At 67.8% G+C, this 25602-nt stretch carries 19 protein-coding genes; 9 read left to right on the top strand and 10 right to left on the bottom strand.

Annotation, left to right across the window (positions count from 1 at the left end; genetic code table 11):
* The coding region (locus tag ACXJKJ_RS22265) for a rhamnogalacturonidase (RefSeq protein ID WP_457392526.1) at positions 1–1239 on the top strand (1239 nt) is incomplete at its 5' end.
* A 76-nt stretch (positions 1240–1315) separates the two neighbouring features.
* Here the strand turns inward: ACXJKJ_RS22265 and ACXJKJ_RS22260 are convergent.
* The gene (locus ACXJKJ_RS22260) at positions 1316–1555 is read right to left on the bottom strand and encodes a hypothetical protein (protein ID WP_457392523.1); all 240 of its coding nucleotides are present in this window, start codon (positions 1553–1555) and stop codon (positions 1316–1318) included.
* A complete protein-coding gene (locus tag ACXJKJ_RS22255; RefSeq protein WP_457392521.1) occupies positions 1552–2490 on the bottom strand; it encodes a LysR family transcriptional regulator in 939 nt (312 codons plus the stop codon). Before ACXJKJ_RS22255 ends, ACXJKJ_RS22260 begins: the two co-directional genes overlap by 4 nt.
* 142 nt (positions 2491–2632) lie before the next feature.
* Between ACXJKJ_RS22255 and ACXJKJ_RS22250 the strand changes: the two genes are divergently transcribed.
* The 3 genes from ACXJKJ_RS22250 to ACXJKJ_RS22240 are packed head-to-tail and all read left to right on the top strand — an operon-like array spanning position 2633 to position 4624.
* Complete coding sequence (locus tag ACXJKJ_RS22250) at positions 2633–3517, top strand: MBL fold metallo-hydrolase (RefSeq protein ID WP_457392519.1); 885 nt, start codon at positions 2633–2635, stop codon at positions 3515–3517.
* Between the two features lie 5 nt (positions 3518–3522).
* Positions 3523–4218, top strand: a complete 696-nt coding sequence (locus ACXJKJ_RS22245; RefSeq protein ID WP_457392515.1) for a DsbA family protein — start codon at positions 3523–3525, stop codon at positions 4216–4218.
* A gap of 13 nt (positions 4219–4231) precedes the next feature.
* A complete protein-coding gene (locus ACXJKJ_RS22240; RefSeq protein WP_457392513.1) occupies positions 4232–4624 on the top strand; it encodes a nuclear transport factor 2 family protein in 393 nt (130 codons plus the stop codon).
* A gap of 16 nt (positions 4625–4640) precedes the next feature.
* On the opposite strand, the gene ACXJKJ_RS22235 is transcribed toward ACXJKJ_RS22240, so the two are convergent.
* The 3 genes from ACXJKJ_RS22235 to ACXJKJ_RS22225 all read right to left on the bottom strand — a co-directional run bounded on the left by ACXJKJ_RS22235 (position 4641) and on the right by ACXJKJ_RS22225 (position 14480).
* A complete protein-coding gene (locus ACXJKJ_RS22235; RefSeq protein ID WP_457392510.1) occupies positions 4641–7766 on the bottom strand; it encodes a hypothetical protein in 3126 nt (1041 codons plus the stop codon).
* The gene (locus ACXJKJ_RS22230) at positions 7763–13066 is read right to left on the bottom strand and encodes a hypothetical protein (protein ID WP_457392507.1); all 5304 of its coding nucleotides are present in this window, start codon (positions 13064–13066) and stop codon (positions 7763–7765) included. The genes ACXJKJ_RS22235 and ACXJKJ_RS22230 overlap by 4 nt, the downstream gene beginning before the upstream one ends.
* 274 nt (positions 13067–13340) lie before the next feature.
* Complete coding sequence (locus ACXJKJ_RS22225; protein WP_457392504.1) at positions 13341–14480, bottom strand: ABC transporter substrate-binding protein; 1140 nt, start codon at positions 14478–14480, stop codon at positions 13341–13343.
* Positions 14481–14879: 399 nt separating this feature from the next.
* On the opposite strand from ACXJKJ_RS22225, the gene ACXJKJ_RS22220 reads away from it, so the two are divergent.
* A complete protein-coding gene (locus ACXJKJ_RS22220; protein WP_457392501.1) occupies positions 14880–16163 on the top strand; it encodes an AAA family ATPase in 1284 nt (427 codons plus the stop codon).
* Positions 16163–16786: an RloB family protein gene (locus ACXJKJ_RS22215; RefSeq protein WP_457392499.1), complete on the top strand. Its 624-nt coding sequence runs from the start codon at positions 16163–16165 to the stop codon at positions 16784–16786. The genes ACXJKJ_RS22220 and ACXJKJ_RS22215 overlap by 1 nt, the downstream gene beginning before the upstream one ends.
* A gap of 64 nt (positions 16787–16850) precedes the next feature.
* Here ACXJKJ_RS22215 and ACXJKJ_RS22210 read toward each other — a convergent pair whose 3' ends face one another.
* The 4 genes from ACXJKJ_RS22210 to ACXJKJ_RS22195 form a co-directional block, all read right to left on the bottom strand.
* Entirely contained in the window at positions 16851–18098 is a 1248-nt protein-coding gene (locus ACXJKJ_RS22210; RefSeq protein WP_457392496.1) for a hypothetical protein, read from the bottom strand.
* 125 nt (positions 18099–18223) lie between these two features.
* Entirely contained in the window at positions 18224–19000 is a 777-nt protein-coding gene (locus ACXJKJ_RS22205) for a GH12 family glycosyl hydrolase domain-containing protein (RefSeq protein WP_457352981.1), read from the bottom strand.
* Positions 19001–19195: 195 nt separating this feature from the next.
* Complete coding sequence (locus ACXJKJ_RS22200; RefSeq protein ID WP_457392494.1) at positions 19196–20788, bottom strand: alpha/beta hydrolase family protein; 1593 nt, start codon at positions 20786–20788, stop codon at positions 19196–19198.
* Positions 20789–20945: 157 nt separating this feature from the next.
* On the bottom strand, positions 20946–21821 hold the full coding sequence (locus ACXJKJ_RS22195; protein ID WP_457392528.1) for a LysR family transcriptional regulator: 876 nt from the start codon (positions 21819–21821) through the stop codon (positions 20946–20948).
* A gap of 139 nt (positions 21822–21960) precedes the next feature.
* On the opposite strand from ACXJKJ_RS22195, the gene ACXJKJ_RS22190 reads away from it, so the two are divergent.
* The 3 genes from ACXJKJ_RS22190 to ACXJKJ_RS22180 all read left to right on the top strand — a co-directional run bounded on the left by ACXJKJ_RS22190 (position 21961) and on the right by ACXJKJ_RS22180 (position 24815).
* Entirely contained in the window at positions 21961–23139 is a 1179-nt protein-coding gene (locus ACXJKJ_RS22190; protein ID WP_457392491.1) for an acyl-CoA dehydrogenase, read from the top strand.
* A gap of 273 nt (positions 23140–23412) precedes the next feature.
* Positions 23413–24144: a DUF6445 family protein gene (locus ACXJKJ_RS22185; protein ID WP_457392488.1), complete on the top strand. Its 732-nt coding sequence runs from the start codon at positions 23413–23415 to the stop codon at positions 24142–24144.
* A gap of 212 nt (positions 24145–24356) precedes the next feature.
* Positions 24357–24815: a YybH family protein gene (locus ACXJKJ_RS22180; RefSeq protein WP_056201763.1), complete on the top strand. Its 459-nt coding sequence runs from the start codon at positions 24357–24359 to the stop codon at positions 24813–24815.
* A gap of 1 nt (position 24816) precedes the next feature.
* On the opposite strand, the gene ACXJKJ_RS22175 is transcribed toward ACXJKJ_RS22180, so the two are convergent.
* Positions 24817–25599, bottom strand: a complete 783-nt coding sequence (locus ACXJKJ_RS22175) for a glutaminyl-peptide cyclotransferase (RefSeq protein ID WP_457392486.1) — start codon at positions 25597–25599, stop codon at positions 24817–24819.
* Positions 25600–25602 lie beyond the last annotated feature (3 nt).

The following is a 25602-nucleotide window of genomic DNA, read 5'->3' as shown; positions in this document are numbered from 1 at the left end:
GGCAACTATCAGGACTACGGCCACAGCCACTGGCAAAACAGCCTGATCTGGGGTATTGGCCTGAACAACGTGGCCATCGTCGGCGGCGGCTTGATTCATGGCAAAGGCTTGATCAGCGGCCACGACAAGTACACCGGCTACTACACCGACAAACCGGACCAGCCCGGCGAAGCCGACAAGGCGATTGCGCTGCGCGAATGCAGCAACGTGACCTTGCGCGATTTCTCAATCTTGCATGGCGGCCATTTCGGCATATTGGCGACCGGCTGCGGCAATATGCTGATTGACCACTTGACCATCGATACCAACCGCGACGGCATGGATATCGATGGGTGCAACAACGTGCGCGTCACGAATTGCAGCCTGAATACGCCCTGGGACGATGCGATCTGCCTCAAGGCCAGCTACGGCCTGGGGCGCATCCAGCACTGCGAAAACATCACGATATCGGATTGCCTGGTATCGGGAAATTTCGACGAAGGCAGCGTGATTGATGGCACCTTCAAGCGCAGTGCGCCGGAATACCGCTCGGGGCGATACGGCCGCATCAAGATGGGCACCGAATCGAATGGCGACTTCAAGAACATCACCATCACGAACTGCATTTTCGACGAGTGCCGGGGCCTGGCGATTGAGAGCGTGGACGGTTCACACATCGAGGACCTGACGATTTCCAACATCACCATGCGCAACGTGGTGAACGATCCGATCTTCATCCGCTTGGGCGCGCGCCTGCGCGGACCGAATCAGCCGCGGGTGGGCACGATCAAGCGCATCAATATCAGCAACATTGTGGTGTCCGGTGCGCACGTCAATCACGCCAGCACCATCGCCGGGCTGGAAGGGCATCTGATCGAGGATATTCGTATCAGCAATGTGCAGATAGAAACGCAAGGCGGCGGCGATGCGGCCTGGAGCAAGGTGGTTCCGCCCGAAAACGCAAACGGATATCCGGAGCCCGGCATGTTCGGCAAGGCGCCGGCGTATGCGTTTTACATGCGCCACGTGAAGGCCATCGAGGTTCATCACGTCAAGGTYGGCTACGTCAAGCCGGAGGGGCGAACCGCGGTCGTGCTGGACGATGTCAGCGATGCCAGCTTCCATGCCGTCAATCTGCGGCGCGGGCAGGGCGGGGCGGCGCTGTTCGCGCTGCGCGGGGTCAGCGACTTCTCGGCCAGGGATGTGCGCGGCATGCCGGACCGCGAGGTCCCGGGGCGTGTGGATGCGCTGACATTTTGAGGGGCTCGCGGCCGGCCAGCGCCTGACCCTGCACCTGAGGGGCCGCCAGGCCGGCCTGCGCGCGCTGTCGCGCCAGTTAAAGACGCAGCTGCCGCTCCAACACGTCCAGCTCCTCGGCCAGCCCGAGGCGGCGGCGCCAGTCTCGGCCGGCCTTGCCGTACCAGTACTCGGCGTCCTCCAGGTCGCCCTCCTGCACATGCACCAGGGCATGCAGCCAGGCGGCCTCGGGCGAATCGTGGCGCTGCACCTCGTCGTGCGCCTGCACCCATTGGCCGGCGCGCAGCAGCGCCAGCACGTCGAGCAAGGGCTGGTTCATGCAGTCTCCTCGTGCGCCACCGCAGGGGCGGCGTTCAGTTCACGGTCCCAGGGCTCGCCTGCGAAGCGTGCCGCCAGGAAGTCCACCAGCAGCCGCAGCGCCAGCGGCTGGTGCTGGCGCGACAGGTAGATGGCATGGATGCCCAGCACCTCGGGCTGGTGGTCGGGCAGCAGGGGCAGCAGCCGGCCGGCGCGCAGATCATCGCCCAGGTAGTAGGTGGGCAGCATGCCCACACCAGCCCCGGCCAGCACGGCGCGGCGCAGCACGGCGGTCTCGTTGGTGTGCAGGCTCCATTCCACCGGCACGGTGATCAGCTCGGCACCGCGCATGAAGCGGTACTGCTTGCCGATGCCGAAGGCGTGGGCCACGCAGCGGTGCTGGCGCAACTCGTCGGCGGTGCGCGGCGTGCCGTGCTGCTGCAGATAGGCCGGCGAGGCGCACAGCACCGAGCGGCACACGGCCAGCGGGCGGGCGATCATGGCCGGGTCCAGCGTGTTGGTGATGCGCACGGCCAGGTCGACCCGCTCGGCCACCAGGTCAGCCGCCTTGTCGGCCACCGACAGCATCACCTCCACCTGGCGGTACTGGCGCTGGAAGTCCACCACCGCGGCCGTCAGCTGCGCTTCGGCCAGCGAGCCCGGCGTCGTCACGCGCAGCAGGCCGGCCGGCTCGCGGCTGCGCTCGGCGGCCAGGTGCTGGGTCTCCAGCGCCAGGTCCAGCATCTGGCGGCAGGCGGGCAGCACGGCGCTGCCGGCATCCGTCAGGCTGACGCGGCGCGTCGTGCGGTGCAGCAGCCGCGCTCCGAACCAGTCCTCGGCCGCCGCCAGATAGCGGCTGACCATGGCGGTGGACATCTCCAGCTGATCGGCCGCCTGGGTCAGGCTGGCGCGGTCGGCCACCTCGACAAAGACGCGCATGGCGGTCAGGCGATCCATGATCTCTTTCTTTGATTGCGACGAAAAACGAAATAAATAGTCAACCGAATCGGTCTTTATCAACCATACCGCAAAACCTAGAGTTCGCTCCACACCCCGCCGACACCTCGGCACGTCCCCCTGACCCCCACCGGAGATGCTCATGTTCCCTCTCAGCCAACTCGCCCGCCGCCTGCTGCCCACCCTGGCCCTGGGCATGGTTGCCACGGGCAGCGCCCTGGCCCAGGCCCCGCTGGCCGTCAAGGTCTACAACGCCGACGGCAACAGTTTCCACGTCAACGCCGTCGTCATCAGCGGCAAGACCGAGGCCCTGGTCATCGACAGTGGCTTCACCCGTGCCGACGCTCTGCGCGTGGCTGCCAACGTGCTGGACAGCGGCAAGACGCTCAAGACCATCTTCATCAGCAACGCCGACCCGGACTACTACTTCGGCGCCGAGACGCTCAAGACCGTCTTCCCCCAGGCCCGCGTGGTGACCACGCCCGCCGTGCGCGAGAAGATCCAGGCCAAGCTGGCTGGCAAGGTGGCTTTCTGGTCGCCCAAGATGGGCGCCAACGCGCCCCAGCAGCCCATCGTGCCCGAGGCCCTGCAGGGCACGACCCTGACCGTCGACGGTGAGACCATCGAGGTGCGCGGCACCACCGGCCTGCTGGCCCACCGGCCCTATGTGTGGATCCCGTCCATCAAGACCGTGGCCGGCAACATCGCCATCTTCGGCAACCTGCACGTCTGGACGGCCGACACCCAGAAGCCCGCCGAACGTCAGGCCTGGCTGGCCCAGCTCGACGAGATCGAGGCCCTGCAGCCCGCCACCGTCGTGCCCGGCCACATGGCCGCCGGCACCGCGCTCGACACCAGCGCCATCCGCTACACCCGCGACTACCTGCGCCGCTTCGACGCCGAGGCCGCCAAGGCCAAGACCGGCGCCGACCTCATCGCCGCCATGAAGCAGGCGTATCCCCAGGCCGGTCTGGGCATGGCCCTGGACATCGGCGCCAAGGTCAACAAGGGCGAAATGGCCTGGTGAGCACCATGACGAGCCCTGTCCTCCACTACATCTACGACCCCCTGTGCGGCTGGTGCTGGGGCGCCGCGCCCCTGGTGCGCGCGGCCCGCGGCCTGCTGCCGGTGCGCCTGCATGCCGGCGGCATGATGACCGGCCCGCAACGCCAGCCCGTCACGCCCGAGTTGCGCGCCTACGTGCTGGCGCATGACCAGCGCATCGCCCAAGCCACCGGCCAGCCCTTCGGCGACGCCTACCGCGACAGCCTGCTGTGCGACCCACAGGCGGTGTTCGACTCCGAGCCGCCCACCGCCGCCATCCTCGCCGCCGAAGCCCTTGCCGGCCGCGGTGCGGACATGCTGGCCGAGCTGCAGGCCGCCCATTACGTGCAGGGCCGCCGCATTGCCGAGCCCGCCGTGCTGATCGAGCAGGCCGTTGCCATCGGCCTGCCAAGGGCGGAATTCGCGACCGAGCTGGGCCGCCAGAGCCTGGGCCCGGTGCAGGCCCACATCGAGCAGACGCGCAGCTTCATGGCGCAGACGGGCGCGCGCGGATTCCCGAGCTTTCTGCTGGAGACCCCGGCCGGCCTCAGCCGCGTGGACGCCTCGGCCTATCTGGGGCGGCCGCAGGACTTCGCGTCCGCCTTGCAGGGCATGCTTGGCCAGGCGCCAGCGCAGCCGGGCGACGCAGCCGCGCTCTGCAGCATCGATGGCTGCGCCTCGTGAGCCAGAGGCAGGCATGAAGAGCAACCTGCAAATCATCAGCGACCACTACGCCGCCTCGGCGCGCGGCGACATTCCGGCAATGATGGCCGACATGGCCCCAGACGTGGCCTGGACGGAGATGGCCGGCTTCCCCTGCGCGGGCACCTGGATCGGCCCCGCGGCTGTCGTCAGCAACGTCTTCGCGGTGCTGGGCCGTGACTGGGACGACTATCGCTTCACGCTGGAGCAACTCATCGACGGCGGCGAGCAGCTGGTCGCCCTGGGCCACTACAGCGGCCGCCACCTCGCCACGGGCAAGGCCCTGCATGCGCGGGTGGCCCACGTGTGGCGGCTGAAGGCGGGGCGGGTGGTGGCCTTCGAGCAGTTCACCGACACCTTGCTGGTGGCCAGGGCGATGACGGCCTGAGCCACCGCCGCCGGCGTCACACCGGCGTGGCGGYGACCCGCAGCAGCGGCGCCTCGCGGCCGACCGGGTCGACCAGCACCAGCGCCAGCTGCAAGGCCGGCACCGGCGGCACGGCAGGCACGGCACGCTCGATGACGAGGTCCAGCGCGCCGCTGTCCAGCGGCACCGCGGCAGCCTCGGGCGCCCAGTCGCCGTCATCCAGCTTCAGATGCACCTGCACCCTGAAGCTGCCCACCGCACGCGGGTGGGCCACCGGGCCGCCGCGGATCGCCAGCGTCAGCCGCCACGTGCCGGCTGCGGCACCGGCGCCTACCGTTGCCGTCACGCTGCCGTCCGGCAACGCCGGGATATCCGCCGGCACGAACATGGCCATCGCGGGCGCGGACGCGCTGCTGAACGCGCCTGGCGCGTCCAGGCGCTGCGCCGGCTGCAGCGGCTCGACGGCGCCGGCGGGGAGCGGGATCTCGGCCACGCCGGGCGGCAGGCGGCGCTCGGGCGGCATGCGCAGCTCGGCCCAGTAGTGGTAGCGCACGTAGGCGCTCAAGCCCTCGGGCGTTGGCGAGTCGTCCACCTCGGCGACGAACTCCCCGCCGTCGCGCCTCAGCACGCCGCGGCCAATCTCGCGGGCGTATAGCGCCTCGGGCACGCCGCCGCTGGCGCGCCGCAGCCGGTACTCGGGCGGCTGCGCGTCCGCGGCCGGTGGTTCGTCGAACAGGCCCGCCTCGGCGGCGCGCAGCGCCACCAGGTCCACGCCCGGCGCGCGCACCGTGACGGTGGCCACGCCGCTGACCGGGTCGACGCGGGTCTCCACCCGCGGTGCGGGCGGGCGCCGGTCGCTGGGCACGGCCACCGGCAGCAGCGGGCAGCTCTCGAATGCAGCCTCGTTGCCCTGGCTGCTGAGCGGCACGAAGCGCAGGAACTGCACGGTCTCCAGCGCCCGCGGCAGGCGCGTGTCGAACAGCACGCTGCCATCGCCGCCGGGCGTCAGCGGCGTGTCGGTAAGCAGGCGGAAACGATCGCGCAACCCCAAGCCCGCCAGGCCCTGCTGCGCGCCGTCGACGGCCACCTCGGCGCGGGTGCGCGGCCGCTCGCCGTCCATCAGCGCGATGCCCAGTCCACGCGCATCCGCCAGGTAGGCGCGGTAGCGGGCGCCGGCCACGCCGGTGAAGCGCAGCCGGAACTCGACATCGGTCGCCGGCGCCGGGCGGCTGCTCCAGACGATGGCGATACCCGTCTGCGGCACCGGCGGCGTGCGCGGGTCGTGGAGGGCGATGGTCGCTGCCACGGTGGGGCCGGGCGTGCCCGCGTCATCTTCAAAATGGGCGGTCGCGGTAACGGCGCGGCTTTCCATCGGCAGCAGCGCCGGCAGCTCGAAGTCGAAGTGCAGCACGCCGCCGTCCTGGGGCGCCGCGGCGTCCTGCAGTGCGCCATCAAGGTCGATCACGACGCGCGACAAGGGCCGCGAGCCGGCCGTCATCTCGTGCAGCGCGGGCACCACCACCGACCAGCGCACGCTGCCGGCCACGGCCGCCGCGTCGCCAGCCGCCCGCCCGACCAGTTGCAGGTGTGAGCGCAGCACCGGCTGCGGCATGGGCGGCCGCGGCGGCGTCGGCACGACGACCTCGGTCGCTGCGCCGAAGCGGCCGAACACGTCGGCCAGGGCCACGCGGTAGCTCCAGGGCGCGTTGCCGGCGTCGATGTTGGCATCCGACACGATGCCGAAGACGCCGTCGTGCAGCTTGTCGGCGTTGCCCAGCATGCGCGGGGCGGCGCGCTCGGCGGGGTCGGCATCGGGCGTGGCGGGGGTCAGGTCCACCATGTCATGGCGCGTGCGCCAGCCGTCGGCCTCCAGCCGGCCCAGCGCCACCAGCGTGGCCAGCGCCGGCGTGGCGATGCGCAGCTGCTGGCGGAACCGAATGCTCGGCCCCTCGTCCTCGCGCTGCCAGCCGGCATCGCCCAGCAGCACCTCGGGTGCGGCTGGCAGGTCGGGCGGCGGCGCGGCCAAGGCGGTGGCCACGAAGGCACGCAGCGTCAGCCCATGGCGCTGCACGGCCAGTTCGGCCGGGCCGCGCAGCCCAGGTTGCAGTTGCATCAGCCGCTCGATCAGTTCCAGTTCCGTCGCGTCGGCGTCAGGCAGCTCGAAGCGCATGGCCGGGCCGACGGCAAACAAGCCCGCCGCCAGCCAGCCGCGCGCGCCGGGTGGCTGGAACGGGTTGTCAGGCACGAGCAGGTTGTCCAGCAGCGTGGCGGTGCCCAGGTACCGCCCTGCGCCAGGGTCCAGCGCCTTCATCAGCAGGCTGCCCTGCACCCACTCGGTGGCGCGCTGCCACGGCCGGCGCTTGCCGTTGAGAGCCACGGCAGCCTCCCAGAGATGGGTGCGCTGCACCAGCGACGGCGGCTTCTCCGCGTCGCCCACCAGGCGTTGGGTGTCGTCGTCCAGGTCGGCCTGCAAGGCGGCCACGCGCGCGCGTTCGGCAGAAGGCGGCAGCGCATCGAAGGGGCCGTCGGGGCGGTCGGGGCGGGTCCAGCGCTCAGGCGCCGCACGCTCGGCGCGCTGCAGCGCAACCGCGGTGCCTTCGCCGCCTGCATACCAGGGCTGGTCGCCCTCGATGGGTAGCGACAGGCTGGCGAAGGGCTGCTGGCCGAGTAGCGCCTCGATCGCCCGCCCGGCCGAGATCCCCCAGCCTTGCAGCGTGACCCGACCGCGGCCGCGCAGGCGCAGGCCGGTGATCTGCGGCGCGGCCACCAGCCAGCGCGGCGAAGACCGAGCCGCCACGACACGGTCGCCGCTGCGGCCCAGCAGGGCCAGCTCGCCGCTGCCCTGGAAGCGCGCCTCGATGCCGGCCACACGGGCGTCGCTGGGCGCCTCGAGYTGGCGGCGGCCGATGAGCTGGCCGCCCCCGGCGTCGAGGTTCAGCGCGGGCAGCAGCCGGCCGTCGCGGGCGAACCAGTCCATGGCCGGCGCATCGGTCGCGGACGCCTCGACCGGCCACACCAGAAAGGGCGCCAGTGGAAAGCCGAGCGCCGCCGACGGGAACAGGCGCAGATGCGTGCCCTTTGGCAGGTCGGGGTCGGGGGCGACGATGCCGGCCGCCGCCGCGTGGGCCGAGAAATAGCGCGGGTCAACGAGCCAGCTGTTCATGCGGCCTCCTGGGCAAAACTGGGCTGCAGCGGAACTTCAAGCAGCCCCTGCAACGGCTTGGGTGGCAGGCCGATGGGCTGGTCGGTGCAATGCAGGCGCAGCCTGGGCATGACCCACGCGAAGCCAATGCCGCGCCGCGTGCGCCGCGGCACGAAGGGCGCGGACGCGGCGAACAGCAGCCGCGAGCCGCTGCGGTCGCGCAGCCGCACGTTGAAGTTGGCGCTGTTGGCGCCGCTCACGAGTTGCAGGTCGGTCACATCGAAACGGCCATCACGGTGCACCGGTTCGGGCGATTCGATCAGCGCGCCGGCACACAGCCAAGGTGTTCCCGCGGCCACCGGCGGCAGCCACAGCAGGCTGATGCGCGGCTCGGCGGCGGTGGGCCAGCCGTCCATCCCGAGGCTGTCCAGGAAGGCATCGAAGGCGGCGTCATCCCCCTTGCTGACCTGCGCGGCCAACACCGTGCCGGGCTGCAGCGCCACGTCGCCCTGCGGGTGACCCGCCAGGCCGCTGATCGGGAAGTGCAGGCCCGCCAGCATCTCGGTGCCGGTGGCCCAGCGCGAGGTGCGAAAGCTCACGCCGGGCAGCCGCCCGTCCGCCACGCCTTCCCGCTTTGACTTGGCCAGCGCGAACACCTCGTACCAGGTGTCGCGCGTGAGCGTCACGTCCACGCGCAGCTCGGCCACGTTGGGCGCCAGGCCGCAGGTCGAGGCGAGATAGGCATTGGCGATGACGGCGGCGCTGCCGGCCAGTTGTGTGGTGCTGGTGACCCAGGCGAGCTTGGGCACGAGCAACTGGTCGGGCTCCACCTCCTCGGGCTGGTCGAGCCGGCGCAGGCCGCACAGCAGCTCGTACTTGTAGGCGGCGGCCAGCAGCGCCACGTGGCCCGGTGCGAAGCGCATGCGCACGGGGTCGTGGGCAAACCGGTGCAGTTCGCTCTGCGCGGGCTCATAGCCCAGCAGGTAGCGCTGGAGCATGGCCGGGTCAAAGAAATCGCGCTTGCGGTGAATCAAGTCGAGATAGGCATGCGTGCTGGGCGCCGGCTTGCCGCCCGCCCCGAGCAGCGGCGCGGTGCGAAACCAGTAGCTGCGCACGCTGTCGGTCGTGCCATCGGCGGCTTGTGGCACCAGCACCTGCTTTTGGCCCTTGTCATCCACCTCGTACAGCGTGCCGGACCAGCGCATGCGCACATCGATGCGGTACAGCCGCCCGGGGTCGAGCACGGCGCGGCGCGTTTTCGATGGCTGGGCGTCGGCCTTGGGCGGTCCGTCGTCGGCAGCCTTCTTCTGCTTGGCCGCTTCGGCAGCCGTGGCGGCATTGCGCGCCGCAGCGGCAGCGGCCGCCGACAGCGTGATGCCGCCCAGCGCCAGCAAGCCCAGCCGCGTCCCTGCGACGCAGCTCGCTTCGATGAGCTTGACGGCGCCGTCGGCGGGCGGCAGCCAGCGCACGGCCAGCCAGCCGTCGCCCAGATCCGCTTGCAGATCGGGTGCCCAGCGGCGCGCCAGGTCGTCGACGACGACAAAGGGCCGCGCCCCGGCGGCATTGGCCTGCCAGTCGGTGGCGCGCACCACCAACCACAGGCGCGGCTGCGTCAGCGCCTCGTCGGGCACGATGCGCAGGTCGTGCCGCGGTTGCACGCGCTGGAAGGCGAAGTCGATGCGCGGCGTGAACTGCACGGCGCCGGGGTCGAGCCAGGCGTTGAACTGCCGCCCGTCCAGCGACTGCGGCGCGAACGGCCACACGCGCGGGCCGGTGTAGCCCATGTGCAGGGGCAGCAGGTTGGCCGCGGTCTTGTCGAGCACGACGGGGGCCTGCGCGGGCTGCGTCAGCAAAAGCTCCACGCGCGCCCGCACCTGGCTTTGCAGCGGGTCGGCGCTGTGCGGGTCGGGCGGCAACCGGAAACCACTACCTTCGCGCGCGGCCGAGCCGCCCAGCGCCCAGCCGAAATGTGCATCCGCCCGCAGATGACAGATGTCGGCGAGCGCCTGCAGCGGCTTTCCCGCCACGCCTGCGCCCGCGTCGCCCACCGCATGCATCCACGGGTCGCGAAAGGGCGTCAGCAATAGCAGCTCGGCCGGCTGCGGCTGGCCGCCGGCATCGCCATGCTTGCCTCCGTGCCAGGCACTGCTGAAGGGCCCGGCGACCACCACGTCGGCCTCGGTGGCGTCGATCAGCGCCACGTCCAGCAGCTCCCAGTCGTAGCTGAGCAGATCGCTGCCGAGGGGCTTGGCACGCAAGCCCTCGGGGTAGCCGCCGGCATCGGGGAATTGCGCCGAGGCGAACGACAGCTTGGGCGCGTTGCTGAAGGCCAGCAGCGGGATGCTGTCGGGCCACACCGCACTCTCGGGCGTCGCATCCTCGGGCTTGGTGGCCAGCGGCGCCAGGCGGTGGTATTGGTCGTCCACCAGCGAATGCCCGTGGCCATCCAGCGGGTGCTCGGGCTCGGGCACCTTGTCCTTGGGCGACGGGCTGCCGTATTCCAGCGTCACGCACTTGCGGATCTCGTCGAAGAACAGGTCGATGCTGCCGCACAGCTCGGCCTTCACGTGCGGGTCGGAACCGTCCACCAGCACGACGTTGATGGTCGCGTCGATGCCCACCGAGAAGATGCCGATGTGCAGCCCGCCRCCGATGGTGCCCGCACCGACGAAGCTCATCGGGTGCGTCGCCACCAGGATGTCGGCCCGCGCGAACACGTCCGCCCAGACCACGGGCTTGAAGCCGTAGACGATGTCGAAGCCGACGCCGAAGGCGAGGACGAAGCTGCCCGGGGCGGCGCAGAAGGTGCCGCCGCGCGGCCAGTTGTTGATGCCGTTGCCGCGGATCATCAGATAGGCGTCGGAGCTCTGGCCCACGATGTCGGGCAGGAAGATGGAGCGCACCGGACCGCGCTCACGGCTTTCGGCGGGGTAACCGTCGGCGCCCAGATGGATGAACCAGTCCGCTGATTCCGTCGGGAAATGCGCGCCCACTGGCACGGTGGTGGTGACGATGTGCGGGATCTTGTACTCGCCCTCGACGGCGATGGTGACGCCGTCGGCCGGGTCCACCAGGATGACGCCCTTGGCCTGCAGCAGCGACAGGTCGTTGCCGCCGCGTGCGATCTTCATGCGCGGGCCCATGTAGCGGCCTTCGACCGAGCCGCGCACGATGATGTCGGGCGTGGTCACGAACAGGCCGGCACGGGCGCTGAAGGTAAAGCCCATGTCCGGCGCCGTGCCGATGACGGCCTCCAGGCCGAAGCTGAAGGCGCCCGTTTCCTCCACGAACATGCCCGCTTCGCGGTAGTCCCAGTCCAGCGCCGCCTGCACCGGGTCATCGCCCGGCGGCACCGGCTTGGGCTTGGCGTTGATCGCGAACATGCCGCCCACGCCGTAGATCGCCAGGCCCGAGTTGGCCAATGGCAGCGGGCCAGGCAGGTCCACGCCCAGCGCCAGCTTGAGCATCTCGCCTTCGGTCTCGATCTCGGCGCTCGCGCCCAGCTTGCCCAGAGGCATGATGCTGGCTTCCATCGCCGCACGAAAACCATTGGGCGTCAACATCACCGCGCCGCTGCCGGTGATCATGGGCTGCAGCGCGATGGACGCTTCCAGCCCGCGCAGCTCGCCGCTGAGCTTGCCGTTCTCGTCGAGCGTGCCGCGGATGGTGCAACCGCTGACCTTGACCGGCCCCAGGTCGAGCTTGAAGCGCAGGTCCACCTCGATCCACATCGAGCCGCGGCCCGAGCGTGTGCCAAGCACGTCGAAGAGCGAGCCCGGCCCCTGCACCAGCCAGCCGCCGGGGTCCTCCACCTCCATCGAGCTGCGGGCGTAGTCGAGATGGAATTTCTCCAGCCCGGGCTTGTCGGGGAAGATGCTCAGCACCACCTCGCGCACCCGCACGCGCAGCGGCTGGTTGGGCTGCATCTGCACCGACAGCACACCCACGTCGATGCCGGTGACAGTGGCCGCCACCGAGTAGTCGAGTTTCAGCCGCACCGCCTTGCCGGCCGGCAGCATGCCGCCGCTGCTGATCAACTCCGCGCCGTGCAGCACCAGCTCGCCGTGCTCCAGGAAGCTCGACAGCCCCGTGGCCGCCACCAGCAGCGTCTGCAGCACCACACCGCTGTCGTCGCCGCCGGGCGGCGGTGGCTGCTGAGCAATCAGCGCCGTGGCCAGCGTGGCCGCGGTGACGGCGATCTTGGCGCCCAGGCCACCCGGCGTGCTGTCGATCTTCAGCAGCCCATCCGGCCCCTGGCTTTCCAGTGCCAGGCTCATTTCAGACGCGGGCGCCGCGCCGGCCGATCCCGGCTTGCGTGCGTAGCGCAGCCGCGCCAGCACCGGCGTGCCGGCCGCAAACGTCAGCGCCTGGCCGAAGTTCTCGGTGCGGCCGTTCAGGGGCAGCTCCATCACCGCCTCGACCAACGTGGGCACGAAGCCGTCCAGCCCCGTCGCCGTGGGGTCGCGGCATTCGATGCGCACGGCAATGGCCGGCCGGTCGCCGTCGGCCGGCACCTGGGCATTCACGATGAGGTCGATGCCCGGCGTGGGCGGCAGGCCGAGCTGCAGCCACGCGTCCACCGCATGGCCGCCGAGGAAGGGCACGCCCTGGGGCAGGAAGAAGCGCGCGCGGTTGACGGCAATGCCCTGCCAGGCGGGTGCGTCCGCAGGCGTGGCAAGCGCAACGCCATCGACCACCACGTCGTCCGCCGGCCCGGCCTCGCTGGAAAAGTCCAGCACGATGCCATGCGTGAACTCGAACCCGAAGCTGGTGCCACCCAACAGCACCGTGGGCGGCTGCACCTGCAGCACGACGACGTCGTCAGGCGCCTCGCGGTTGGGCGACAAACTCAGCTTGACGCTGCCACCGGCCTGCCCCTGCATCACCAGGAACAGGCCCTGGCCGACGAGTTGCACCGGCGGGTTGCCTGGGGCGGCCGTCAGCGACTGGCCGTCTGCCGCCAGCGTGGCTGCCACCAGGCCGTGCGATGCCACCGAGCGCGCCAGGTTGAATAACGGCCGCTGCGCGCCTTCCTCCAGCGACACCGCCAGCCGGAAGCCCGTGCGCGCGCCGGGCGCGCCATCGAAGGACAGGAAATAGTCGCGTTCGGGAACCGCTTCAGGCGGCGGCACCAGGTGCAGGTTGAACACACCCAGCGCATGCTCGTCCGCGGCCAGCAACATCCTGCCTTCTTCGGTCTGATCGGACAGCACCGTGGTGGAGACGATCTGCAGCGTGGATAGCAGCGCGTCCACCGGCACGCTGGTGATGAGCTCGGCCAGCAGCTTTTCGTCGGACAGATGTTGTCTGGTGCTCTTCATACGTCCCTGCCTCGCCTTGCTGCGGCCCATGCATGCGCCGGCCTAGGCGGCGGACTGTTGGACGTGGGGCGAGCAGGCGCCATCCCGCAGAACACAGGGCGGGAGCGGGCAGTTGGGCGGCCCTCCATGGCCGCGCGCGCCGGTGCACTCCGGCGCCTTCATCAATCGGGAGGAAGAGGGGCGTGCTGGGGTGTGCGCAAAGCCGCGCCGTTAGCAGAAGGCGCGGGATAGGGCGAGGAAGAAGGCGAGGGCGAGCCAGCGCCGGGTCAGCCCCTCAGCGGCGGAACTTGCCGCTCTGGTCAATGATGGCCAGGTCCACATAGTCCAGGCCGCTGTGGTCCGTCGGGCTGTAGCCCACCTCGATGCCGCCCAGGTCATAGCGGCTCATGCCCTCCAGCGCCTTGCGCAGGCTGTCGCGCGTGGGCTGCTTGCCGGCGCGCTTCAGGCCTTCCACGAGCACCTTGGCCGACACATAGCCCTCGACGACGGTGGGAGTCACGTCCACGCCGGCCTTCTGGGCGGCCTCGGAGATCTCCTTGATGATGGGCTTGGCGATGGAGCGTTCATACGGGAACACCTGGCTGACGATGACGCCATAACCGATGTCGCCCAGGTCCTTGATGAAGCCCATCGAGGCGTTGTTGGACAGCGTCACCAGCTGCGCATTCGAGCCCGCCGCGCGCACCGCCTTCATGCCCTGCACGACGGCCGTGCCCGAGCCGATGAACATCACCGCCTGGGGCTGCTTCTCCAGCAGCTTGGGCACGATGGGGCCGAAGTCGGGCTTGGCGCGGTCGTACTTCTCGTGGGCCACGGGCTTCTTGTTCGTCTTGGTCAGGCCGGCCATGGCGCCCTGCACGGCGTCGTCGCCAAATGAGTCGTCCACCTGCACGATGGCGATGCGCTCCATGCCGATCAGGCTCAGGTGCTCGATGGCCCGCTCGGCCTCTCGCTGGTAGGTGGCGCGCACATTGAACAGCCAGGGGTGCACGGGCTTGTGCAGCACCATGGCGCCTGTGGACGGCCCCACCAGCGGTACCTTGTGCTCGGTCAACAGCGGCATGATGGCCTGCGTATGGGGCGTGCCGCGGTTCAGGAACAGCGAGACGACGCCCTGATCGATCAGCTGCTTGGCATTGGTGACGGCGATCTTGGGGTCGAACTTGTCGTCCAGCGACACCAGGTTGATCTTCTGGCCATTGACGCCGCCGCCGGCGTTGACGATGTCGAAGTAGAGCTTGGCGCCCTTCGTCGCCTCACCCACGCTGGCCGCCACCTGGCCGGTGTGGCCGGCGGTCTGGCCGATGGTGATCTGGGCGTGGGCGGTGGTGGCTGAGAAGCCGGCCGCGAGGGCTGTTGCCGTGGCGGTAATCAGGAAGCAGTGGCGGGCGAGCTGCCGGAGGGAGGTCTTCATGTTGGCTGTCTCCAAGGGGCCCCTGGGTGCGGCGGCTCTTGATGCGCTAGGTGGCCTGCTCGCGGGTGTGCAATTCAAGCATGCGGCGTGTGTCGGCAGGGCGTCGCCAGCGTGTGGACTTCACGTATGCGTGGCGCCGGTGCCTGCTTGAGATCCAGCGGACAGTTCACCTCCACAGGCAACCTGCCCAGCACTACAAATTTGGGACCTGACCCCGATCCTTTGACCCCGATCCTTGACTGACCCCGATCCTTTGGACATTACCTATGGGAAAGCGGTGCGCCACTTCAGCAACCTTCGTTCGATGCTCAAAGTCAGCAGACATCGAATGAACTGCAAAAAAACTGCAGATGAACTTCCCGTGTGGCATCATCGCTTCGCCACTCCCTACCAAGCCCCATGCTCCTTGAGATCTCCGTTAGCAACTTCCGGTCTTTCAGAGAACGCCAGACGTTTTCTATGACCGCGGTCCCTCGGCTTAAGAAGAAGAGCAACGTCTTTCCAGCGCCAGTTGACGGAGAGAAATTGCCGGACTTGCTCAAAGTCGCGGTTATGTATGGTCCGAATGCTTCAGGTAAGTCCAATTTCTTACTTGCACTCGAACTAGTTGATCGTGTGGCTAGTAGACCAGCCGACATGACGGGCAATTTGCCAGTTACTCCGTTTAGATTTGATAGCGCGCTTCATAATGAGCCAAGCATTTTCGAAGTGCACTTCCTTGCCGGAAGATGTCGCTTTGAATTTCTTCTTGCACTAACGAGGGACCGAATCTTACGGGAGAGACTGTGCGCTTATCCGCGAGGTGATGAAACGGTTCTTTATGATCGTCAACATATTGATGGTGTTGACGTGTATGACACGAAGGGCTTAGAGGGCGGTGATACCGTTCATGATGCTTGGAAAAAGCTTACTCCTCCACGTGCGCTTTTCATTTCTCAGGCGGTGGCTAGTAGTAGCGAAGAATTAATGCAATTGCGCGCGCCGCATGCATGGCTAACTCGCGCTTTGTTTAGTTTTGCCTCCAAGAATGTTTCATCTATCGCAGAACGAGCCCTTCGGCTCACCCGCGATAGCGGTCATGAACAAGCGTTCGGTTCAGAGATTGCGGCGTTTCTGAGCGATGTTGACGTACCTGTGACCAGGGTCCGTGTTGAACGGCCGGAGCCTGTGCCGGACACAGATGTCATTCGGCGCAATACTTTGGAGCGGTTGGGACATAATGAGTCCCCACGGATTCCTCCGCCCGCGCGCAAGGGCGCTGTATTCACTCATCAAACTGCATTAGGCGAAGCGGACTTTGGTTTCGATGAGGAATCTGAAGGAACGCAGAATCTTGTGGGATTCTGGCTGCCATGGTCAACTCGTGAGCCGGCTACGCATAGTGACCGGTGTATATTGGCAGTGGATGAGATGGATAGTAGTCTTCATCCTGCAATTGTTGCAAACCTAGTCAAAAAGCATCTTGAGGCCGAAACTCCGTCTCAGCTCATTTTTACCACCCACGACACGCATTTAATGGATAGCCGGTTACTTCGGCGAGATCAATTTTGGATTGCCGAAAGGAATGTCAATGGGGCGACGGAACTTCGTAGCATTCATGATTTCCAAGGTCGCGAAGGTGAGGACATAGAAAAACGCTATTACGAGGGGCGCTATCGGGGGCTGCCGTTGGTGAGGGGCTGATGGGTAAGTCCTCTGCTTCATTTAAGCGTGGTCCAGCGCGCTTCAGAACGCAGCCTCGGGTCCTTGTGCTGTGTGAGGATTCCAAGTCAGCTCTCAATTACCTCGTCGACGCAACGCGACATTTTCGGTCGTTCGCCGAGGTCAGCGTTGCGCATTGCGGAAGAACGGATCCGATAGGAATAGTTGAGGAGGCAATTAGCAAGAAAAAGGATTTCGACACGGTCTATTGTGTGATTGATCGAGATGAACACGATTCGTTTAATGCGGCTTTAAACCGCGCCTATGCTCAGCCAGAAATAAAAATAATATGCTCATATCCTTGCTATGAATTTTGGTTGTATCTTCACTTTAAATATAGTCGGGCCGGTGTGAGATCTGTTGGCGGGCAAAGCGCAGGGGCTCGGATGACCACGGCGTTGCGTGAACAAGAAGGATTTGGGACCTACCACAAAGGCTCAAATGCTTCAGTGTTCTACCAGCTCCTGAATCAACTACCAACTGCGCGCGCGAACGCCGCGCGCGTTCTTGCGGAGGCCATCGCAGACATCGAAATGAATCCAAGCACACGCATGCATCTCTTAATTGATGCAATTGAGGAGCTTGGGAAGCTAAAACCTCTATAAGTCGCAGCGCTGATTACGTGTCGCTTGGGGGTTAGAAAGCTGGTTTCGCCCAAGCTGCCTCGGGTTACCAGCTGCCCTGAAACGAATCCCCACTGAACCGGCTGTCACCCGTGACCACGCCCATGTCCACGAACTCAAAGTCCGACGCCCGCAGCGTCTTGAGGTTGGAGATCGTCGCGTCTTGCCACTGCGCACTGGGCTCGCCCTGCACGTACAGGTCGGAGCCGATGTCGGCGACGTAGAGGCCATAGCGCTGCATCGCCACCGCAACAGCCTTGGCCTGGGCGCTCCAGGCCCCCGGCGGAACAAAGCTGGCTTTCAGCCGCAGCACGGCGCCAAAGGGCACGCCGCCGGCCGTGTCCCCACCCGCGTGGTGGCGTGCGGGCCAGACATGGCTGCGCGCGAGCACGCTGTCGCGCAGCGTGACGCGTAGGGCATGGCGGATCTCGCCGGCGCTGGCTTCAGCAGCGCGCGCCAGCAGCGGCAGCATGGRCAGGCCGGCGGCGTCGCCCGAGGTCCAGGTGTCGGGCCGCATCGCGTTGCTCTTCAGGTCCCAGGCGGCGGTTGAATAGCTGTACCACTGCGCGTTGAGCTTGAAGCTGGCGTAGCTCTCCCACAGCCGGCAGCTGCCTTGCTCGACCACCAACACATGGCGGTCGCCGCATTGCTGGGCGTCATTGCAGGCGCCGCCCTCGGCCTTGAGCAGGTCGTCGCGCGGGAAGGGGAAGCGGCGGTTGGGCGCGGTCAGCGTCGTGCAGTCGCGCACGAGGCTGTAGCCGCCGCCCACGGGCGCGGCGCAGTCGCTCTCGTCGGGCGCGCCGTCGCCGCTGCCCGCGCGCGGGTCGGTGGGATTGAAGGCGACCGTCGGCCAGCTGCTGGTGGCTGTGGCCGCGGTGCTGCCGTCCACCACGTTGTACGGGATGCCGTAGTAGTCGGCCGGCTGCTGCTGGTTTTCGCTGGTGCCCCAGTCCGGATGAAATGACCTCGTCGCGCCGATGCTGGTGATCCACGCCGCGCTGCTGGCGTGCGCGGGGAAGCGCTGCGCGTCGTCGATGCGCGTGTTGAACACCGCCGTGGCGGGGAAGACGTCGCAGCCGCCGATCTGCGGCGCGGCGCCGGGTGCGGGGGAAGGCGTGGGAGCCGGAGCAGGGGCCGGCGGAGGTGGCGGCGGCGCAGGAGAGGGCGTGGGAGCGGGCGATGGGGCTGGCGGCGGCAGGGGGCTGCCGCCACCGCCGCCACAGGCCGTCAGGCCGACGGCCGTGGCCAGCAGGACGAGCCCGCCGATGCTCTTTTTGATCGGGTCGCTTTGCATTTGTTCTTCTTCAACAGGGCGCCGGCCGAAGTGCCGGCGGCCATGTTGAAACAAGTGCGTCGCAGCGAGCACGCCCAGGTGTACGGGGATGTAAGCGCGGCCGTGTTGGCCGCGCTTTGCCTCGGCTACCTCACGGTGACGGAGAAGTTCCTCGACCCGAAGTTCATGCCGCCCGACGACGACGTGATCTCGAAGCCGTACTGCACATCACCCACGACCAGGTCGGCCATCCAGCCGAGGTTCCTCAGGTAGTTGAGGATGCCCAGCACGTCGATGGTCGTGTTGTTCGTCTTCGAGGTGCGCAGGAAGGAATAGACCATGTTGGCGCCGTTGTTGCCGCGGTAGACGTTCCAGGTCGAGCCGCCCACGTTCACGTTGGTGTAGACGGGGATGGCGCAGCCCTGCGCGTTCCAGTTGTAGGAGATGGGCTTGACGTTGCCGCAGCCGGCCGCGGTGCCGGTGTAGTTCAGCCACAGCATGATCTCGTGGGCGTTGTTGCCCACCCAGACGTCGAAGGTCGACGACCAGGCGCCGCCGGCCGGCGTGGTGGCGGCGATGGTGGACGACAGCTGCGACAGCGAGCTGATGGTGCGGTTGACCGCGTAGCCGATGTGCGGGTACGACTTGATGCCGCCGGTGTTGGGCTGGTCGGACCAGACACCCCAGTCGGCATTCGAGTTGACCCAAATGGTCTGCGGGCCGACGGCGGCACCGCCGCACGGGCCCCAGACGTCGTTGTTGAAGTTGTAGCTGCCGTAGTTCCAGCTGGCGAACAGGTTGGGGGCCGAGCAGGATGACGTGGCGGGCGAGGAGGCCCCCCAGGTGGCGGCCTGCGCGCCCGGGGAGGCGAGGGACATGACGACAAAGGCGGCAGCGCCCAACGCGCGGTGGATTGATTTCATATGTCTCCGTTATGGTTGAAAGGGGTCATCGCCCATGACCGCTACCTTGTGAATGGCAGCGTTGTCATGGGCAAATAAATTCGAGCCGCGAACAATTAGTTCGACCATCGGGCTTACCCGCTGATGTGAAACAAGTCGTCGGGCTGGCCCCGCTTTGCCGTCGTACGGGAGCGTGCGCCTTGAGCGATCAGGCGTTCAGCGCTTGTCGGCACCTTGCCCGGTCAGCCCGTGCGCCTTCAGCCAGCGCACCAGCGTGGGAAAGTAGTCGGCGTGAAAGCCCGTCGTCGTGGCCGCCTTGTGGCCGCTGTCGAGGTCGGTCGCCCACAGGCCGTGGGCGGCGTGGTCGAGGAGAGTGATCTGGTGGTCGCGGTTGCCGGCTTGCGCGAGGGCCTGGCGCAGCAGCGCCACGCTGCGCTCGACCGGCACGAAGGCGTCGCGGTCGCCGAAGACGGCGAGCATGGGCACCTTGACCTGGGCGTAGGACGGCATGGGGTCGAAGTACCAGAAGGTCTGAGCGCGCCGGCTCGGCACGTCGGGCAGCTTCTCGTGGAACTCCACGAGGTGGGCCCAGCGCGCGTCGAGCTTGGTGCGCGCCGCGTCCTGCAGCCACTCGCGGCCTTCGCCGGTCTTGACCCAGTGCATCAGGCGGCGCTCGTAGTCGGCCGCCTCGGCCACTTCCGCCGCGCTCAGGCCTTCGTTGCGGGCGCTGGTCTCGACGCGGTAGATCTCCTGTTCGGCCGCGGTGACCGACGGCCCGGACTGGGCGATGACGAAGGCGACGTCGCTGCTGCGCGCTGCCGCGATCGGGGCGACCCAGCCGCCCTGGGAATGGCCCCAGACGCCGATGCGCTGCGGGTCGACGCCCGGCGTCTGCTTGAGCAGCCGGACGGCCGCGACTGCGTCGTCGGCCAGGTCGGTGAGGCCGGTTTCGCGCACGTCGCCCTTGGACTCGCCGACGCCGCGCTTGTCGTAGATGAGGGCGGCCAGGCCCTGGCTGACGAAGAACTCGGCCTGCTGGCGGTAGGCCTCGCGCGGTGCGTCGGTGGACATCGGCGACAGCACGACGGTGGCATGCGGGCCGGGCGTGGGCGGCAGCATCAAGGTGCCACCCAGGCTCAGTGCCCCGTTCGTCCAGCGCATCGGGCGCTCGACGATGTCCACGCGTTCGCCAATCTGAGGCGCGGCGCCGTTCTCGGTCCACAGCAGCCGCTCGGCCTGGCCTTGCGCGGGCAGGCGCTTCAGCGTCAGGCGCACCGGCCACGGAGATTGAAGCGACGGCCCCGCGGTGGCCTCGCCCGCGCCGCGCTCGAACAGGAAGGCCCAGCGGCCGGTGCCGAACTCGATGACGGTCGGCTGCGGGAAGTCGGTGAAGGACCCGATCGACACGAGCCGGCCATCACGCAGCCGATACAGGCCGGGTGTGATGGCGGGCTGCGGCTGCGGCGGCGTCGCGACCTGCACCATCGACAGGCGGCAGCTGTCGGTCGCCGCGGAGAGCAGTGCCTTGCCCTCGCGCCGGGCCGTGCAGGAGCCACCGCCCATCGCAGCCGGCAACGTGAAGCCGATGCGGCCATCGCCCATCGTTGCGCCGGGCAGCGGCTGCCAATCGCCACCGGCGTTCACGCCGCCGCCGGGCATGGCATAGGCCAGGCGCGGCTGGTTGTCGACGAGTTCGGTGCGCAGGCGCCAGAAGGAGGGGCGGCCGGCCACCTCGATCAGGCCGGCCCATTCGCCGCCGGTGGGTTCAGCATGCGCGCCGGCCAGCGGGGCGAGCAGGAGGGAGAGCAAGGCGGCGCCGAATCGGGCGCAAAAGCGGGAGCGGGTCATGAAAAAAGTTGTCGGATCAGTCGAACGAAGCCTGCATCTTGCTCAGCCGGGGCCGGCGGCGCTGCTGCGGTGCGACAGATTGCGGGATGGCGGCGATGAAAAGTTGCACCGGGGCCGGTCAGCTCGCTGGCCGTGCGGCCAGGAAGCTTTCCCGCAGCACCGCCTCGGCATCCTTGCGCCACGCCGCAAACACCGCAGACGCCTCGATGGCTTCGGCCAATGGCCGGAACACCGCGCCCTGCACGCCCGCGCGCTGGAAGGCGGCCGGCACGATGCTGATGCCCATGCCCTGCGCCACCAGCGACACGACCGACAGCCAGTGCCGTCCCTCGTGCTGCAGCCGCGGGTAGAAGCCGTGCTGGCGGCAGATCTCGACGATGCGGGCGTGGTAGTCGGGCGAGCCCTTGCGGGAGAAGAGGATGAAGGGCTGGTCGCTCAGCGTCGCCAACGGAATCTTCTTCAGCTTGGCGCCCGGGTGGTTGGCCGGCAGGCAGGCGAGGAAGGGCTCGCTGTAGAGCGGGGTCGATGCCAGCGCTGGGGGCAGACGGTCGGTGTGGACGAGGCCGAGGTCAAGCTCCTCGCCGAGCAGCGCCTCGATCTGGTCCTGCGAGTTCAGCTCGATGACGATCACCTCGACCTTGGGGTGGCTGGCCTGGAAGGCCTGCAGCCAGGCGGACAGGCCGTTGAACAGCGTGGAGCCGACAAAGCCCAGTCTGAGCCGTCCCACCTCGCCGGCCTGCACCTCGCGGGCGAGGGCGCAGGCGTCTTCGGCGCGGTCCAGCAGGGCTTGCGCGCTGGTGCGGAAGGCGTCGCCCGCGGGCGTGAGGCGCACGCCCTTGCTGTCGCGGTCGAACAGGCGGGCGCCGACGCTGGCCTCCAGCTGCTGGATGGCGACCGACAGCGGCGGCTGCGAGATGGCCAGGCGCTGGGCGGCGCGGCCGTAGTGCAGCTCCTCGGCCAGGGCGATGAAGTAGCGCAGGTGGCGGAACTCCAGGGAGCGGGTAACGGTGTCGATAGGCATTGCGAATCGTCGAAGTCGTTTCGTGAATTGGACACGAATCGGGCCGCGGCGCAATACTTCTGCCATTCGCGCCCGGCGCTTTTGCCGGGCGTTGCTCATTAGGACGCGCACCATGGCCACCAAGGCAAGCTTTCACTGGGATGACCCGCTGCTGCTGAACGAGCAGCTCACCGACGATGAACGCATGGTGCGCGACGCCGCCGCGGCCTACTGCACCGACCGCCTGAAGCCGCGAGTGCTGGAGGCCTTCCGCAACGAGAAGACCGACGCCAGCATCTTTCGCGAGATGGGCGAACTGGGCCTGCTGGGCCCGACCATCCCTGCCGAGTACGGCGGTGCCGGCCTGAACTATGTGAGCTACGGCCTGATCGCCCGCGAGGTGGAGCGTGTCGACTCGGGCTACCGCTCGATGATGAGCGTGCAGTCGTCCCTCGTCATGGTGCCGATCAACGAGTTCGGCAACGAGGCGACCAAGCAGAAGTACCTGCCCAAGCTGGCCAGCGGCGAGTGGATCGGCTGCTTCGGCCTGACCGAGCCCAACCACGGCTCCGACCCCGGCTCCATGGTCACGCGCGCCCGCAAGGTGGACGGCGGCTACGAGCTGACCGGCAGCAAGATGTGGATCACCAACAGCCCCATCGCCGACGTGTTCGTCGTCTGGGCCAAGGATGATGGCGGCCAGATCCGCGGCTTCGTGCTGGAAAAGGGCGCCAAGGGCCTGAGCGCGCCGGCCATCCATGGCAAGGTGGGCCTGCGGGCGTCCATCACCGGCGAGATCGTCATGGACAGCGTGTTCTGCCCCGAGGAGAACGCCTTCCCCGAGGTGCGAGGCCTCAAGGGCCCGTTCACCTGCTTGAACTCGGCTCGCTACGGCATTGCCTGGGGCGCGCTCGGTGCGGCCGAGGATTGCTGGCACACGGCCCGCCAGTACACGATGGACCGCAAGCAGTTCGGCAAGCCGCTGGCCGCCAACCAGCTGGTGCAGAAGAAGCTGGCCGACATGCAGACCGAGATCACTCTGGGCCTGCAAGGCTGCCTGCGCCTGGGCCGCATGAAGGACGAGGGCACGGCGGCGGTGGAGATCACGTCCATCATGAAGCGCAACAGCTGCGGCAAGAGCCTGGACATCGCCCGCATGGCGCGCGACATGCTCGGCGGCAACGGCATTTCCGACGAGTTCGGCATCGCCCGCCATCTGGTGAACCTGGAGGTGGTGAACACGTATGAGGGCACGCACGACATCCATGCGTTGATCCTGGGCCGGGCGATCACGGGGATTGCTGCGTTCTGAGAATTGGAAGGCTGACGGGCGTCCCCGGCAGGCTGGACGACCGGCGCCAGCGCTGGCCTCACCTATCATTCTGGACACTGCAGTTGACGGGCCGTCAGCCGTGTGGGCTCACCGCCATGTTCACCCGTCGAAAGACAACGCTGCCAGTACGCCGGCCGCGTAGCTCCTTCCTTTCGGGCAGAACTGCGCACCTCGCCATCGCAGCCCTTCGGACGAGCCCGCCGCGGTTTCCAGGATGAACGAACACAAGACAGGTTGGAGAGGAGCGCCGTGTTGACAGAGTGGCTGGACGCCGAGGGTCGTTTTTTTCATCCCGAGCCGAGCGTGCGGGTCGTGCCTCTGCCGCATGGCAGCCACTGCGTGGTGGTGGACAACGCCCTGGCCAATCCGGAGGGCGTGCGCCAATGGGCGGCCTCGCAAGCTTTCCGGCCGCCGACGCACTTTCCTTATCCGGGCTTGGTGCTCGACGCGCCCAAGGTGCTGGGCGAGCGGATGGCCGATTTCTTCGCGAAGCATGCGCGCGCGCCGCTCGGTGGTCGTCGCACGCTGCATCAAGAGGCGCGGCTGTCATTGCTGAACACGCCTCCCGAGGCGCTTGATCACCGGCTTTGGCTATGCCACCGCGACGTTGTGCTCGTCGACCGAAGTTTGTTGTGCGCAGCCAGTGTGCTGTATTTGTTTCATGACCCCGCGCTGGGGGGGACCAGCTTCTATCGCCCACTGCGGGACCCGCAAGAGATCGACCGCGTGCTGGAGGACAGTTTCAAGCTGGACGGCCCGACTTTCAGTGCGCGCTACGGGTTAGAGCCGGGCTACATGAAAGGCGACAACGCGCATTTCGCGCGTGTGGCCAAAGTCCTCGCGGTCTGGAACCGCGCCATCTTCTACGACGGCTCCCTTTTTCATTCGCCTGACGTGGATCAGCCCACGCTGCTGAGCTCCGACGCGCTTCAAGGCCGCCTCACGCTGAACGGTTTTTTCACGTGCAAGCGCCAGGCGGCGTGAGCGGCAGCGCCAGCTCACGCTCGGCGGACCGGCCAGCACTTCTGGATCCGGCCCGCGTCTACCGGGGAGCGGGTGACGAAGAGGGGCGAGCCGTGGTTGCTGCCGATCCCGGGTGCCGAGCAACACGAGCAAGACCGCAAACGCGCTGGGTGACTTGAGGCAGGGCGTGGCCCGCGAGGCATGCTCGTGGCTTCCAGCAAACGGAGAAGCCGATGACCACCCGCCGCCATGCCCTGCTTGCCGCCGCCACGCTGCCTGCCGCTGCTTCGGCCGCGTCGGAACCAGGCTGGCCGTCAGCCGACGAAATCGCCAGGCGGGTCGAAGAGGCTCGCGCCGCCGAGACCGCCTTTGCCGCGGCCTTCGCAGCACGTGACGTGGCGGGGTTCCGGCGCATGCTGGCGCCCGACACTATCTGGATGGGCAAGGCGCCGCTGCACGGTCCCGACGCAGTCATGACGGCCTGGAACGGCCTGCTGACTTCGCCCAAGCCGCCCTTCAGCTGGTCACCCGACCTGGTGCTGGTGCTGCCCAGCGGTGACCTGGCGCGCACGACGGGCCCGGTGCTGGACCCCGATGGCAAGGTGACGGCGCGCTTCCAGTCGGTGTGGCGCCGCAAGCCGGCGGGTGGCTGGGAGATCGTTTTTGACTTCGGGACGGAAGTCTGCCGCTGAACTATTTCCTGGTCAGCTGGATCTCGAACAGCTTCGGCCACAGCTTGCCGGTCACGAACAGCCGCTTGGTCTTGGCGTCATAGGCAATGCCGTTGAGCACCGCATCCGGGCTGCTGCGCAGGTTGTCAGGCAGCAGGCCGCTCAGGTCGATCCAGCCGGTCACGCGGCCGGTCTTGGGGTCGATGCGGGCGATGCGGTCGGTCTGCCAGATGTTGGCCAACACCTCGCCGTCCACCCACTCGAGCTCGTTGAGCTGGTCGACGGGCTTGCCGTCGGCCGTCACGCGCACGCGGCGCAGTTCCTTGAAGGTCAGCGGGTCGAGGAAGCGCAGCTCGGGGCTGCCGTCGCTCATGACCAGCTCGCGGTCGTTGTGCGTCAGGCCCCAGCCCTCGCCGGGGTAGGAGAACTTGCGCCAGAGCTTGAAGGTCTTGAGGTCGAGCACATAGGCGGTCTGCTCCGTCCACGTGATGCCGATGAGGCGGTCACCCCATTGCGAAATGCCTTCGCCGAAGACTTCAGGCGGCAAGTCCACCTGCTGGACCACCTTGCCGGTCTCGATCTCGACCTTGCGGATGCTGGAGCGCCCACGCAGGCCGGTGCCTTCGAACAGGAAGCCGTCATGGAAGAACAGGCCCTGGGTGAAGGCCTGGCCGTCGTGCGGATAGCTCTTGACGACCTTGAAGCCCTGGACAGGCGTGGCGGCGATGACTGGCGCCGTCAGTGCCGCGGCGATCAGCGCGAGGGCAGCGCGCCGCTGCAGAAAAGAGGAGGAGGTAGAACGCATGCC

The sequence above is a fragment of the Roseateles sp. P5_E1 genome (assembly GCF_054049335.1).
Note: the sequence above shows the minus strand (reverse complement) of the source record. Positions and strands in the feature narration are given on the sequence as shown.